This window comes from Corallococcus sp. AB030, assembly GCF_003668965.1.
In the GTDB taxonomy this organism is placed as follows: domain Bacteria; phylum Myxococcota; class Myxococcia; order Myxococcales; family Myxococcaceae; genus Corallococcus; species Corallococcus exiguus.
This window is the reverse complement of sequence record NZ_RAWQ01000054.1, coordinates 16,693-32,815: the sequence shown is the minus strand read 5'-3', so window position 1 is coordinate 32,815 and position 16,123 is coordinate 16,693. Positions and strand designations below refer to the sequence as shown.

Genomic DNA, 16,123 nt, shown 5'->3' with positions numbered 1-16,123 from the left:
TCCACGGGCTGCCGTGACGAGGACGTGGTGGCCCGGGTGGGCCGTACCGACCTGCGGCGAGCGGACGTGGAGCTCTTCGCGTCCCAGCGTGCACCGGAGGCTGGCGGCATCCAGGCCCAGCTCGACGGGCTCATCGACCGGCAGCGGCTCGCGGAGGAGGCGGACACGCGCGGTCTGGACGACCGTCCGGACGTCCGCGCCCGGCTCGCGGCGGCCCGGCGGGAGGTGCTCGCCCAGGCCCTGGTGGAGGAGCAGCTCCAGGGCGCCACGGAGGACAAGGCGCTGCGCGAGCGGTACGCGGCCCAGAAGGACGCGCTGTCGCGCCGGGAAATCCATGTGCGGCACATCCTGGTCCGCGTGCCCCAGGGCGCGGACGAGGCCGAGCGGCGCAGGGCTCGGGACCGCGTCAACCTCCTCTACGCCCGCATCCTGGGCGGTGAGGCCTTCGACAAGGTGGCGCGCGAGTCCAGCCAGGACGAGGTCTCCGCGCCGCGCGGCGGGGACCTGGGGCCGGTGCTCGAAGGGCAGGTGCACGCCGCCTTCTTCGAGGCCGCCGCGGCGCTGAAGCCGGATGAGGTGGGCAAGCCCTTCGAGACGCCCTACGGCCTCCACATCGTCCAGGCGATTTCGCCGGTGGAGACGCGGGTGCCCTCGTTCGAGGAGGCCCGGGGCCGGCTGGCGGCGGAGTCGCGCCGTGAGGCGGAAGCGCGGTGGATGAAGGACCTGCGGGAGCGCGTGTCGGTGGAGCGCTTTCCCCAGGCGATGCGTCCGTTGGAAGCGGGCGCACCGGATGCGGGGACGGAAGCAACGCAGGGGGAGATGTCTCGATGAGCGGGCGAGTGCGGATCCAGGGGTTGTGGGGAGCGCTGTTGCTGGCGGTGGTGATGGCGTGCGGCAAGACGCCGGAGCGTCCCCCCGAGGCGCCCGCGTCCAAGCCCTCCGGGGCCGTGGCCTCCACGCGCATGCGGCTGACGCCCGCGGAGCTGGCGCCCGCGTGCGTCGGCGTCATCGAGGAGGCCGTGGGGCCCGCGTGGCGGGGGGGCACCCTGCCCGTGCAGGGCGGTCAGCAAGGCACGTCCTCGTTCACCGGGACGCTCAACGAGCCCGCGCTGGTCGTCGTGCAGAACGGCGACGCGCGCGGCGCGAATGAAGTGGCGACGTCGGAGGTGACGCTCAACGGCACCGTGCTGGGCGGCGTCTCCGCGGGCACCCCGTTGGCCGTGTTCCGCGTGGCGCTGCAGGAAGCCAACCAGCTCTCGGCGTCCACGACGGGCAGCGGCTCGGTGCGCGTGTCGGTGGCTCCGCTCGGGGCCCTTCCGTGCTCGCTGGCGGATACGGGCTACGTCCAGGCGGGCTCCGAGCCCGTGTCGAGGTCCCTGGAGGTCAAGCCTGGGGGGCAGGGCACGGTGGGCGTGCTGGTGGTGGACATGGTGGGCCCGGACGCGGACGGCACCGTGCGCCTCAACGGCGTGGACATGCTGGCGGGCCTCACGAGCACGCAGAAGCGTACCTTCGCGTCGAAGGTGACGCTGGCCGCCACGAACCCGCTGGAGCTGACGGTCCTGGGCGGGCCCGAGTCCTCGGTGCGCGTGGCGGTGTTCGACGCGGACACGCTGCCCTCCGCGCTCACCATGCTGGAGCCGGAGCCGGGGGCATTCTTCACCAGCTCGCCGGTCCACGTGTCCGGTCAGTTCGGGCCGGACACCAAGAGCATCGTCATCAACGGGATGACCGCCGCGCTCTCCGGCCAGACGGGGTACTTCCTGGACCTGCCCCTGGTGGAAGGCTCCAACGCCGTCACCACGGTGATCGCGGACCAGTGCGGCAACGTGACCCGGATGTGCCATCCCGTCGGGCTCGACAGCCAGGCGCCGGTCATCACCGTCAGTGGAGTGACGGAAGGGGAGGTCACCCGGGGACCCGTGACGCTCAGTTATTCGGCGACGGGCCTGACGCCCCTGACCCTGGATGCCACGCTCAACGGGGAGCCCATCGCGAACGGCGCGACGTACTCCGACGAGGGCTCCCACGAGTGGCTCGTGACGGCGACGGACCCGGAGGGCCGGGTGGCGAAGAAGCGGGTGCGCTTCCGCATCCAGCTCACCGCTCCCTCCATCGAAATCGTCGGGGTGACCCACAACGGGTACTACCCGGGACCCGTGGTGCCCACCGTGACGGTGCGTACCGACTACTTCGAGTCCACCTATTTCAGGCTCGACGACTCCGACTGGGAAAGCGGCCAGCCCATCGTTGGCGAGGGCCCGCACCACCTCTACCTGGTCGCGAAGGACCGGGCGGCCAACTACGGGTTCCTGGAACTGGACTTCACCATCGACCAGACCTTCCCGGTGGTCTCCTTCGCGGGGGTCGAGGAAGGATCATTCCACCAGGTCCCCGTCGAGGTGACCTACAGCGCCACGGACGCCCATCTGGACGTGGACAGCGTGGGCGCGCGGCTCGACGGGGCGGAGTTCATCAACGGGAACACCGTCTCCGGCGATGGGCCGCACACGGTGGCGGTGGAGGCCTCGGACCTGGCTGGCAACCGCACGGTGAAGGAGCTCCATTTCACCCTGGACCTCAACCCGCCCGTCATCACGTTGGGCGGGCTGCCCCAGACGAGCCCGGTCTCCACGACGGTGACGCCCACCTTCACGGTGGCAGACGTGAACCTGAAGTCGGTCACCGCCACGTTGAAAGGCGTTCCCTTCGAGAGCGGCACGGAGGTCACCGAGGATGGCTCGTACCTGCTGGAGGTGAAGGCCGAGGACTTCTCCGGAAGGCAGTCGTCGGTGGTGGCCTCCTTCAGCATCGACCGCACGGCGCCCGTCATTGCCGTCACCGGCGTCACTCCCGGCGCGCACTACAAGGCGCCCGTGCAGGTGGGCTTCACCGCGACGGATGCCTATCCGCAATCGCTCACCGCGAAGCTGAACGGTGCGGACTTCACCAGCGGGACGCAAGTCTCCGAAGCGGGCGAGTACTCGCTGGTGGTGACGGCGGTGGATCAGCTCAACCACACCTCCACGAGCACCGTGCTCTTCGTGCTCGACTTCACGCCGCCGGTCCTCCTGCTCACGGGCCTCCCCGCGCAGCCGCTGACGAACCAGCAGGTGACGCCGGGCTGGACGCTCACGGAGGCCCATCCGGACCGGGTCGAGGCGAAGCTGGACGGTGTGGTCCTCGAGGCGGGCACGACGCTCTCCGCTTCGAAGGACTACACGCTGGTGGTGAGCGCGTGGGACCGCGCGGGCAACACCGACAGCAAGACGGCCCAGTTCACCATCGACCGCGTCGCGCCGGTCATCACCGTGACGGGCGTGGCGGACGGACAGCACCGCAACACGCCCGCGACCATCTCCTGGACGGTGGAGGACGCGCACCCGGGGACGGTGACGGCGAAGCTGGACGGCGCGGACTTCACGAGCGGAACGACGGTGAGCGCGGGCGGGTCGCACACGCTGGTCATCACCGCGGTGGACCAGGCGGGCAACAGCGCGGAGGCCCAACGCACGTTCACCATCGACACGGCGCCCCCGGTGCCCACCATCCAGTCGCCGCAGAACGGGCTGGTGACGCGCGAGGCCCAGGTGGAGGTCGCCGTCTCCGTGACGGAGCCCGGCCAGGTGTCCCGCATCGAAGTGGGCGGCGTGGAGTTGGTGAAGGGGACGGACAACGTCTGGCGTCACGCGGTGCCGCTGAACGAAGGGACGAACGTCCTGACGGTGAGCGTGCTGGACGCCGCGGGCAACGCGTCCACCGCGAGCGTGACGGTGGTGCGTGACTCGACGGCGCCGCAGTTGGTGGTGACGAGCCCGTCCTCGAACGCGCGCATCGGCGCCCTCTCCGTGAAGGTGCGCGGCACGGCGAAGGACGCGACGCCGGTGGTGCTCACGCTGAATGGCACCGCGGTGCCCCTGACGGCGGACGGTGCCTTCGAGGTGACCCACGCGCTGACGCAAGGCGCGAACACGCTGCTGCTGCGGCTGACGGACGCGGCGGACAACCTGACCGAGCAGACGCTCCAGCTGCGCGCCAACGCCACGCTGCCCACGCTGTCGCTGACGGCGCCCGTGGACGGCCTGGTGACGGAGCAGACCTCCGTGACGGTGCGAGGCACCGCGTCGGCCGCGGACAGCACGGACACGGTGACGGTGGTGGTGGCGGGCGCGCTGGCCGCGACGTTGCCGGACCACTCCTTCCAGCGCACGGTGCAGCTGTCGCCCGGAACGCAGACGCTGACGGTCGTGGCGATGGACAGCTATGGCCTGCGCACCGAGTCCACGGTCAACGTCACGCGGAACGTCACGTTGCCGGACGGTGGGATCGCGGACGCGGGGACCGGGACCGGAAGCGATGCGGGCACGACGGTGGATGCGGGCAGTCCGCTGGATGGCGGGTCGGGCTCGGATGCGGGCACGTCCGCGGACGCGGGCAGTGGGGCTGCTGCGCCGGTGCTGGCGCTGGAGTCCCCTACGCAGGGGGCGGTGCTGGGGGGCGTGAGCGTGGCGGTGGTGGGCCAGGTGCAGGGCGGGACGTTGCCGCTGCAGGTGAAGGTCAATGGCGTCAGCGCGGCGGTTTCGGCGCGCAGCTTCACCCTGGCGTTGGCGCTCCCGGAAGGGGACCACACGCTGGCGGTGCAGGTGACGGACGCGGAAGGGCGCTCGGCGAGCACCACGCGCACGGTGGCGGTGGACCGCACGAAGCCCACGTTGACCCTCACGGATCCGGCGACGAGCCCGGCGACGGTGAACGAGTCCCCCTACGTGGTGAAGGGGACCGTGGGCGACACGCACCTGGCGGGCGTCACGGTGAAGGGGCAGCCGGCGACGGTGCTGGGCGGCGCGTTCAGCGTGCCGGTGGCGCTGGCGCAGGGCCAGACGGTGGTGGAGGTGGTGGCGGTCGACCAGGCCGGCAACACGGAGCGGAAGAACCTCACGTTGGTCGTCGACCACGCGCCCCCGCTGGTGACGGTGCTGTCGCCCGTGAGTGGCAGCGAGTCGCCCCAGGCCGTGGTGCACGTCCGCGCGAAGGTGGAGGCCTTCGCCGCGCTGTCGGAGGTGCGAATCGGCACGGGGCTCGCGGCGGAGGAGTCCACCGGCGTGTACGGGGCGGACCTCCCGCTGTCGTTGGGTGAGAACACGCTCAAGGTGCAGGCCACGGACGTGAACGGGCTCATCGGGCGCGCGAGCGTCGTGGTGCGCTACCGGGACCCGGCCACGGAGCCGCTGGTGGTGACGGGCGTGCAGCCGTCCGCGGGCGCGAGCGACGTGAAGACGGACGCGCTCATCAGCGTGTCCTTCAACAAGGCGGCGACGCTGGCGTCGGTGCGGCAGGGCTTCAAGGTGAAGGCCCAGGGCAAGAACCTGGAAGGCGGCTACTCCCTGGCGCCGGGAGGCCAGACGGCGACGTTCATCGCCAACGCGCCGCTGCCCGAGGGGGAGCTGCTGCAGGTGGAGGTGAAGGGCATCCAGGCGGAGGTGGGGCCCGAGCAGGGCGCGGCGTTCTACAGCCAGCTCACGGTGCGGAGGCCGCTCACGCGGGTGCGAGGCTCCGTGATGGACGACGCCTTCGAGCCGCTGTCGGGCGTGCGAGTCATCCTGGAGGGAACCTCCGAGACGACGCGCACGTCGGCGGACGGCAACTGGTCGTTCATCACGTCAGCGTCAGGGCCGCGAGTGGTCCGCTACGAGGGCGGGATGACGGCGGAGGGCCGTCCGCTGCCCACCGTGCGCCGGATGCTGACCATCACGCCGGAGGTGGAGACGGTGGACGCGCCGCTGGCGTTGACCGCCGTGGACACCGCGAGCGCGACGCGGGTGGACACCACGCAGGCGCTGCACGTGGACTTCGCCCAGAAGCACGGGGCGCTGGCCATCGACGGAGACCCGGGCTCGCTGCTGTTCGAGGACGGCAAGACGGAAGGCCAGTTGACGGCGACGCGGCTACAGCCCGTGTCGCTGCCCGTGCGGCTGGAGAACAACGCCACGCCCACGGCGGTCTGGCAGGTGGGCCCCGCGGGCGTGCGCGTCCAGAAGCCCATCCTGTTGCAGTTCCCCAACGTGACGGGGCTGCCGGCGGGCCGCTACGTGCTGGTGCTCGCGCACGAGCCGCGCACGCACGTGCTCGCGAGAGCGGGCCTGGCCGTGGTGTCGCAGGACGGCGCGTCCATCCGGACGGAGGAGCCGCTGTCACTGCGCTCCGTGGAGCTCGTGGGCTACATGGCCCTGACCGAGCAGCAGGACACGATCGTCCGTGAAGCGCTGGCGCGGTCGGGAGGGCAGGGGAGCGCGACCCCGGATGCGGGCATGGAAGGCGCGCTGCCGCCGGGAATGCTCCAGACGCCGGAAGCGCCGTGGTGGAAGCGGGCGCTGAACCAGGTCGTGGGTGAGGCCTACGCGCAGGCGCTCCTGGGCTACGCGGCGGCCATTCCTGCACTGGACTACATCATCCAGACCTCGGTGCCCGCCAGCGTCAGTGGCAAGGTGCGCGCACCGCAGGATCAACAGCTCACCGTACAGCTGTCGCAGGAGCTGGAGACGTTCATCTCCCTCCCCCAGCAGGTGACCTTCCCGTACGCGCTGCCGGTGTCGCTGCGGGCGTCACGGATCTCCGACGGCTCCGGCGCGGAGCGCATCGAGGCATTCCTTTCGGCGAAGGCCGAGGGTGGGGCGGCAATCTCGCCTCCGGCAGGCGAAACCTGGTCGGTCAGCGCGCAGCGCGACGACGACCAGGAACTCACGCTCGCGGGCAACGTCGAACTGGTCCGCGGGGGGACCACTGTCATCACCCTGAACGCCCGGATGGGCACCGAGCTTCGCACGGTGACGCTCACCGTTCGGACCGTGCCCGTGGCGGATGCGGGTGCGCAGACGTTCCGACTGCTCTTCACCCGAGATGACCAGGCGAGCTCCAGCGGAAAGGAGCTCCAGTCGGTCGTGCGTTTCCCTGGCGTTCGCGTCACGGTGACCGGCCCGGGGCCGACGATGAGCGGCGTCACGGGCGAAACGGGCGGCTACGGCATCCCCGTGCTCGTCCCGGGCGGCGAGGCCATGGGAATCGCCTGCGCGGACATCCCCCTCGGGCCCCGTCCGTTGCTGGGGCATGACCCGGAGACAGGCGCCGCCGTCGTCCAGTCCATGGTGTCGGCGAGCTATCCCACGTGCTCGCCCACCTTCACGACGTTCTCGGGTGGGCAGACGCGCGCGGACATCCTCGTCGATGCCCGACTGCTGCACGGCGCGCTCCACTTCGTGGACCGCGAGGGCCGTGCGCTGCGGCATGACTGTGGCGCGAACGCGACCAGCGAATTCGACGCACAGAAGGGGGCCTTCGCCTCCATCGCGGACGTGGACATTCCCCGGACGGAGGTCCACTTCTTCCGCGCGGATGACCTGGAGCGGCCCATCGCCCAGTTCACCGTGGGCGTGCCTGGCACCCAGTGCGACGAGGCACAGTCCGGTCAGCGCATCGCGCAGGGCCGCTACGCGCGGGTGCGGATGGGGCCCACGACGCCGTTCAAGCGCGTCATCCGCGAGCGCTGCCGCGAGCTCAACCCCGCCATCGTGCAGGATCCGGGCGCTCCCACGCCCACCACCCTGAGCGACGAGGACCGGGCCTTCTACGAGACGGAGTGCCGGGACAACCGGACCAACTTCCTGCGGCTGACGGCAGGAGAGCCCCTGGTCGTCGTGGCGGTGAACCACGCGACGGGCCACACGGGCATGACCCGCATCCAGGTGCCGGCCATCAGCAAGATGCAGCTTGATGCGAGCGGCCGTTGCGCCCTGGACGACCAGCTCGGGCCCCTGACGGTCGACGACTTCGGCCAGCCGGCGAAGCTGTCGCGCTGCTCGGTGGCGTCGCTGGGCATCGAAGCGCCGGTGTACCTCTACCCGCCGGAGATTGACGTGCGGGTGTGGCGCAGCGCGGATCCGGAGGGCGTCAAGCAGGACGCGCCGCCGACGCTGGTGCGCACCGGTGGCGCCGCCACCACGCGGGACACCTACGTCCACCTGGACACGCACTGGCGCGTGCGGACGCTCGCCCCCGCCGAGTGGCGCCTGCCGGACGGAGGCGTGCGCGAGTCGCCCATGGATCTGGGATTGCCCGCGGACCGGGTCGACGGAGGCATCTCCGAGTGCCGGGTGCCGAACCCCGACGGTGGCACGGTTCCGTGCCGCCCGGACCTCCTGCGCGATGAAGGCGTCTCCGGGCGGCTCCTGGAGACCTGCTCCGCGTATGGGCCGGGTGCGGCGAGCCAGCAGACGAAGGCCGCGGCCTGCTTCCGCGAAGGTGACCTGGAGGACGTCCCGGCGGGTGTACCTCCGTTGGCGGGTCGGGTGGTGCGCGTTACCGGCTCCGCGGTGGAGGAGCCCGCGGTGGCGCAGTTCGGCGTCGTTCCGGGGCGTGGCTCCGCGGCGCTCCAGGCTGCGATGCGCATCGTCACGGCCTCGGGCCAGCGCGTGACCCTGGGCAGCCTGCCCAAGGCCAACTACTACCTGCACGTCGTGGGGCACGAGGTGTTCCCGCGCGACCAGGATGGTGACGGCATCCTGCGTCCGCAGGAGCGCAACGCACCGCCCCCTGATTTCAGCGAGGCCACGGGGGAGCATCCCGCGGGGCTCCCCAAGCGGGCCCTGGGGCTGAAGAACGTCTACACCAGCCTGGATCCGGATGGCTTCAAGGTGCTGCGCTATGACCCGGCTCTCGAGCACGAGTTCCGGGTGATGGAGCTCACCAATCCGGAGGTCGTCGCCCAGGGGTCGCTCGACTCACGCGTCCTGGACGGCGAGAAGCCCGAGGCCGACGCCGATGATCTGGCCTACCAGTTCTTCGCGGGATTGATGCAGCCGGGGGCTGGACGTGCCACCACGCCCACGGGCGACTACGTGGTCCGCTTCGGGAGCGATGACTACGGCGTGGAGTGCGAAGTCGACGTCACGTCCGATTCCATCACCGGAAACTGTGACAACGAGTTCATCGAAGACGTCCTGTCCGCCAATGACTTGCTGTACGTGGAGCTGTACCTCAGCGGCAACGCGGACAACGTCCTCTATCGCTTCAACCTGATGGGCATCTCCCCGCGCGTGGATCTGCTGAAGGCGGGCAGTGCCTATACGGCGAAGCACTCGGTGGAGACTGGAACCGGAGGCCGGTCCGTCACGGACCGCGCCATCTCCATGCCTGCCTCCGCGCACTTCGCGCTGGATCCCGCGGTCATCCACAGCGGAACGGTGAAGGTCTGTACGTCCGAGGCCTGCGGCCCGGGCGACCTGGTCAATCAGGCGGATGTGCAGCTGCTGCCGGATGGCACCTACGACGTGCATGAAGTGACGGGCGGCCTGGCGGAGGACCCGCTGGAGCAGAAGGATCAATTCGGGCTCAACGGGGCCCGGCTGTTCCAGCAGCCCATCCCCGCGCACCTGGTCCTCATGCCCGGCACGAGCGTGACGGAGAAGCCCCTCTACCTGGTGCAGGAGGTGTTGCTGCCGGAGGCGCGACGTCTGGTCCGGACGCTCGGCAAACCGCGCGGCGCTTTCGAAGGCTTGCATGCGCGCGCTCCGGGACAACTCACCGTCCAGGGCATCAACGTGGCGGACGGGCACCTGTCCTTCGAGCACGAGGACTTCGCCGTGCCGCAACTCGCGGAGGTGGTCCGCTTCGCGCGCACGTACAACAACCAGAGCAGCCTCGTCAGCCCCACGGGGGTCGGCTGGACAAACAATCTCGAAGGCTACGTGCAGGAAGAGCGGCTGGGCCGCTACACGGTGGTGATCGCGGGGCAGGCCTATGACTTCCCCACGTGTGCCACGACGGATTCGGATGCGGGAACGGCGTCCGGCTGCGTCAGGGATGGCTCGCACGGCATGGAGCTCTCGGTCGAGCCGCGGGGGGCCGAGCAGATCGTTGCCCGCGTGCAAACGGCGGAGGGCTTCGTCTACGAGTTCGAGACGCGGGCGAAGGGCTTCCCCCAGAAGGAGCGTCGCCGCTGGCTGCTGGACCGGTTCCACGACGGACACGGTCGCGGAACGGAGGGGTGGACCCGGTTCACCTACAAGCCGGGAAGCAACCTGGTATCGACGGTGGAGCGCACACCGGGCCGGCTCCAGCTTGCGATGACCTATGAGGACATCGACACCGCCGATGAAACGGTGGCGTACCGGCTGCGCAACATGGCGCGCAACCAGGGCTTCGCGCTGCTGGAGACGGTGGAGGTGCGCCTCAAGGAGAACGAACAGGTTCTGCACCACCTGGACCTCACGCATGACAAGCGGGGCAACCTGAAGAGCGTCACGCGGACCTCTGCCCTGCCCGCGACGCAGGTCTGGGAGTACGACTACGCGCCGCTGCCCGGCGGATTGAGTGGCCGCAAGCTGTGGAGTGCCTCCAATGAGGTGACGAACGCGCGGTTGAGGCTGAGCACTGCCTCGCCGGGCAGTACGCCCTTCATCCAGTGGCAGGCGACCTACAAGCGTGAGGCAGAGAAGCGGATCTACCCCCACGAGGAGCCGTGGGAGGTCGTCACGTCCGTGGTGGGGACGGGCATGCCCGAGCCGGGATGGCGCATCGTCGCCGCGAACGAGGGGACGCGCACCGTCAAGCGGCCAGACGGCGTGGACGTGACGCTGGATCTCAACGAGTACGGCAACACGCGCGCCACCGAAGTCCCGGGCCTGGGGACGAGCACGGTCGCCTGGGGCAGCGAGGCTCGTGGCGGCCCGGTGCAGGTGAATTCCTCCGTGTCGGCCATGGGGCGCACGGTGGAAAATGCCGTCAACGACCGGCTCCAACTGGATGGGGTGAAGCTCCTGGCGGCACCCGCGAACAGCCAGGAGGTGCCGGGCGCGAGCGGTGGCTCGCTCTGGTCGGTGACAGGCCGGCAGACTGGCCGGGTCACGGGGATGTCGGTGGCCACGGGCCACGGCCAGGTGAGCGTGAGTCGTCCACTTTCGGCGTCGGGTGATCCGGAAGGCGTCACGGTGAAGGATACGAATGAAGAGATTGTCTTCACCGCGCAGCAGTTCCCGGATCCGGATGGTGTGGTGCAGGGCGGTCAGGATCCGTCAGGCAATACCCTGACGTTCTGGGGGCATGAGACGCAGGCGCTGGGTTTGCCGCGTTTCGGAGAAGTGACCCGCGCGATCCAGAGCCCCGGCGGCCGTGCGACCTATCAGGTGGAGTATGACTACGACGCGCTCGGCAATCGCATCCTGGAGTGGAATCACAGCACGGGGGCTCGGGTCGACCTCACCTACGACGCCGTCGGCCGACTGCTGACGCGTACGGTAGCGGGCAGCCCTGCTCAGGCCTGGTCGTACAACTATGTGCTTGGCAATGACTCGCTCGAGGTCACCGAGACACTGAATCTCGCTCGGTGGGGGCGGAGCCAGTCGAACACGACGGTGTATCAGCAGGGGCTCAAGCGCGCGGAGCACTTCAAGTATGGTGTGCCCGGCCAGACGGGTACCATCCTGTACGACCTCTATCAGGGCTCGCGGCTGGAGTCGTACCTGGATGCGCGGGGGAACCGGCACAGGTTGTCGTACGACAGCGCGGGCCGGCCCACTGGCGAGATGGTGGGGAGCAAGACGGTCTACGCGAACGCCATGGATGCGGACGGTCACGTCATCGCGGTGACGGACAGCAACGGTCTCACGACAAGCATTGGCTACGACGCGCTCGGGCGGGCGGTGCGTTGGGCGTACGAGACCAAAAGCTCAGGCGAGCAGTGTGATGAGGACTGCACGTTCGCGGATGTGGAGACGGTGGTCCTGGATGCGGCGGGCGCGGTGGAACAGCGCACCTTCGGCTCGTTGGACAAGAAGCATGTGTTGGACTCCAGGACGCTGGGGCGCGTGTCGTCGGTCCAGAGCAATGCGCAGAGCCACGGCGGCATCCACTCACAGACGACGTATGACCTGGCGGGCAGGGTGCTTACCCGCACGGACCATGTGACGGGGCTGGCGGAGACCTATACGTACGACGATGCCCTGGGCCGGGTGACGAGCTACGTGCGGACGGTGCAGTCTCCGGATGGTGAGAGGACGCTGACCGAGACCCGCGCGTATTCGGACAGTCCCTCCGGTCCGGGGTCGGTCCTGGTGACGCGAGTCCTGTCCGGGGAGCCGTCGACGGTGTCCACGGACCGAACCGAGGTGCGCACCTATTCGGTGGATGCCCAGGGCCGGGTCCTGAGCATCACCGAGACGGTCGATGGACAGACAGCGATCCATACGCGTGAGTACGACGCGCTCGGCAGGGAGTACGCCTCCACGGATCCAGAGGGGCGGCGGACGGAGCGTGAATACGACGCCGCGGGCAACCTGATGTCCGTAACCCAGGTGGTCCAGTCAGGCGATATCAAGACAAAGTTCACCCATGACGCGGCAGGCAATGTCGAGACGCAGGTCGGCCCCCGGGAGAACGAATCGTGGGGGATGACCTACGACGCCTTGGGCCGGATGGAGACCCGCACACTGGCTGGGTCTCCCGCGGCACAGTGGACGTATGCCTATCCAGGGAATGGCGTCGAGACGGAGACTGAGCCTGAAGGCACGGTCATCGAAAGGACGCGCAACGCACGGGGGTTGGTGGAACTCGAGGTCTGGAAAGACGGCCAGGATGGCCAGCGTTCCGTGCGGACTCGTTACGACGGGTCCTGGGTGAAGCGGCAGGAGTCAACTGAAGGCACGTCGGTGAAGGTGCTCCGGCGGGACCTGGCGAATGCAATTGACGACCGGGGCCGCACTCGAAGCGAGGAGGAGCTCTGGTCGTCCCCTGGCTACAGCTATTCGTACAGCACGGCCACGGTCTGGGCGGATGCGGAACGCAAAGGCACGTCCACCGAAACGTGGCTGATGAACGGCAAGGGCCAAGGCACCCGGACGGTGACGGCCCGGGTCGACAGCCTGGGGAATGTCGTCCGGCGCCTCCAGGAGGGAGCAGAGGACCAGTGGAGCTATTACGCGGACGGCAAGCCGATGTGGTCGCACGCGTATGGCTTTGGGGCGAACGAGCAGACCCGGTGGGCGTACGAAACCAGTGGCCGGGTGAAGACGCTGCACTTCGGGCCCACGGAGCAGACGACCTACTCGTACTTCCCGGATGGCCAGCTGCACACGGAGAAGACACCTGACAACAGGGTGAGGACGCTGACGTACAACGATCGGGGCTTCCTGCAGCTCGAGACCTTCGGGCGGGAATGGGTCGGGCAGGAACCGGACGTAAGCCGCACGTACTACGGCGATTACGACAATGCCGGCCATGCCAGAGAGGTCCGGCAGGCCTCTGGGAACTCTGTCGACGAGACCATCTGGCATTACAAATACGGACCGCGTGACGAGTTGCTTGAGGTGACGCCTCCGGACCTGGGTGCCTTTGTCTACAAGTACGACCGCCTGGCGAGGCTGGAGTCGATCAAGGCACCCGTGGGCTCGGTGACGCCCGACGTGACGTATGGTTATGACTTCCTGGGTCGCGAGAAGTTGCGCACGCGGGGCACGGCCTCCTGGATTACGACCTGGACGAACGGGAACCCTGAAGTCTCGAACGAGCTGAACGAGAGGGTCGAGCGAATCCTGGACGGCCGGGGCCGTGTGGTCCACGAGGAGTTCAAGGCGGGAACGCCTACGGTGGATGCTTCGGGAACGCTGCGAGTCTTCAAGGACCTGGACTCGGTCGACTACGAGTTCAATGGCCTGGATCAGCTCAGGGAAGCGACGGAGCACCGCGGCACGAATCAGACGGTGCGCTCGCTGACCTATGACGGGCAGAACCGGCTGTGGACCATTGACAGCGGTAACTCTGACACGATCAGCTATCAGTATCATGGCAGTGGTGCGTTGCTGTCGGTGCAGTCGCCGTCGGGAACAGTGAACTACGACGTGGGGGCGCTGCAGCGGCTCAGCAAGGTGAGGCTGGCGGACGGCAGGCAGTTGGACGTGGCGTGGGAAGCGGGAGGCAGCCGGGTTGAGTCCGTAGGCGACAACGCGCTCAAGCATTCCTACTGCTATGACAACCGTGGGCGTATCGCCTCAGTGACGCACGATGCGCGTCCTGAGGGCTGCGACTCTGCGATTGGTTCACCGTACCTGCGGTACAGCTACACCTACGACAACCGTGGCAACCGGCTCACAGAGGTCGTGGACCGCACCCCGACGGGGATGCCCACGAGCACGGAGACGACGAGCTACGGTTACGACCCGGCGGATCGCCTGACGGGAGTGACATATCCAGATGGCCAGTCCGTGCTCTATGCGCTGCACAATGATGGCTCGCGTAGGGCCGAAAAGAAGGTCACGGGCTACGCAGGAAATTTGAACGAGTCTGGTTTTAATGCCGTGGGGCAGCCTCAGGAGCATCTGGAGTATTTCTATGATGCGCTGGGAGGCTTGGAGGCGACGAAGAACAAACTCGCCTCCAATGCGGTGGTCGCAGAGTACAAAACGGACCATGCCGGCCATCTTGTGAGTGAGAAGCGTGGGAATCTCACAAAGCTGTTCCATTTCGATGCTGCGGAACGTCTGGTCGAAGTGGATCAGACGGAAGGGAACCAGCTGCAGAAGGCGACGTATCAGTACGACTACGCGGGCTTGCGGCGGTCCCGCACGGTCGGCACTGCGACGACGAGGTATCTGTGGAGCGGGGAAACGCTGGTGGAAGAGCACCTGCCGAACTCAAACCCACTCCTCTATCAGCGGGGGGCAGGACTCACAGCCGCGGTTGGGACTGATCGAATTCTTCAGGATGGCCTGGGCAGTGCGGTAGGCCGCTATCAAATGTCAGGCGAGGTCACGCTGCATCGCTACGATGCGTGGGGTGTTTATCGCAACGGAACGGCTCCTGCCTCTGCGCAGGCCAGCATCGGATACACGGGGCATGCCTGGGATGCGGAAACAGGTCTGACCTACGTACAACAACGGTGGTTGGATACGAAGACGGGTCGCTTCTTGTCGCACGATTCAGTCGGCGCTGAAGGATATCTCTCTGCGCCAACTGAACTGAATCCTTGGGTATATGGTCGTGGCAATCCGCTGGTCTTTTCGGACCCGGATGGTAGATGCTCCAAGAAGTACGGGAATCGCAGTTGGAGGCTGTGTTTGGCCGAGTCGATGCAGGAGTCGGCTGAGGCGGAACTGGCGGCTGCGCGGGATGACGCGGCACGAAGTGCCGCGCTAAAGAAATACACCGATGGCGCCAAGTATGAAGAGGACACTCTTGATGATGCCGAGTTTCGCCGTAGTGTGGTGGATCCGGTGTTTTTTGGGGTTTCTGCTGGCGTGGTCGCAGGTCCAGTAATTGCGACAAGTGCTGTGCTTTCTGATGGGCTGCTTTTGTATGGTGTTTTCAATGCCTCGGTAAAGGCAACGGGAGTGGTGACTGGCGAGAAGGTTGAAATTGGGCTCGCTGGTGTGGATGTCTCTAGGTATAAGAAATGCTATGGTGAGTGGTGGGAGTGTGACCGTGTTTGGGATGGCGTAGGTGCGGGCTCGGAGTTTTTCACTGCAGGTGCCGGTAATGTGCTGGCTTCTCGGGCTTCAGGCCAGCCCCTTTTTAGTCCTCAGACTCAAAAGGCTCTCAATTCGGTTGAAGACGCCTGGGCGACTCTGAATGCGAATCCTTCCCGTGGTCATGTGAATCTCAAGCCTTGGGGGAAGGGGCAGAATCGTGGCGGGGGGCGTTATCGGAAGCCGTCAAAAGCGCCGCTGGCTGCGAGAAACAAAGCAAAGCAAGTTAGAGCGAAAGAGATGGCCGATGGAAATGATGAGGTTTCTGGAACGGCTGCCGCATTGGAGCTTCCGAATGGTCATATTTATGACGGCATGAGCACGCAGGGGCGACCTCGCGATCCTGAGCTTCATGAAGAGGTTGTGGATTTGCTTGGAAAGACTCCTAAGCATCTAAGGCCTAATCATCACGGGAAATGCGGAGAGCCTGAATGTATCTCCAAGGTCTTTAAGGCAGGAGAACAGGCAGGTCTCCGGGGCTCCAGGATGGGCACGGCCAAGGTTCGAGGGCCTTATGCTCGCAGTTTGGGCGTGGATGGTGAACCGCATGAGCCATGTGGTTCATGCCAGTGGCTCATGGAGCAGCTTGGGATAAAATATGTTGCTGACTGAGG

The 16,123-nt window shown here is 67.5% G+C and carries 2 protein-coding genes; both read left to right on the top strand.

Translation table 11 applies throughout. From position 1 onward, the window contains the following. Positions 1-36: 36 nt before the first annotated feature. Positions 37-831, top strand: a complete 795-nt coding sequence (locus D7Y15_RS15560) for a peptidylprolyl isomerase (RefSeq protein ID WP_158629060.1) — start codon at positions 37-39, stop codon at positions 829-831. Beyond that, the gene (locus D7Y15_RS44695) at positions 828-16,121 is read left to right on the top strand and encodes an RHS repeat-associated core domain-containing protein (RefSeq protein ID WP_158629059.1); all 15,294 of its coding nucleotides are present in this window, start codon (positions 828-830) and stop codon (positions 16,119-16,121) included. Before D7Y15_RS15560 ends, D7Y15_RS44695 begins: the two co-directional genes overlap by 4 nt. The last annotated feature ends 2 nt before the right edge of the window (positions 16,122-16,123 follow it).

Bases quoted from the DNA above. Each gene is read 5' to 3' on its own strand.
- D7Y15_RS44695 (WP_158629059.1), top strand. From the start codon at position 828: ATGAGCGGGCGAGTGCGGATCCAGGGGTTGTGGGGAGCGCTGTTGCTG.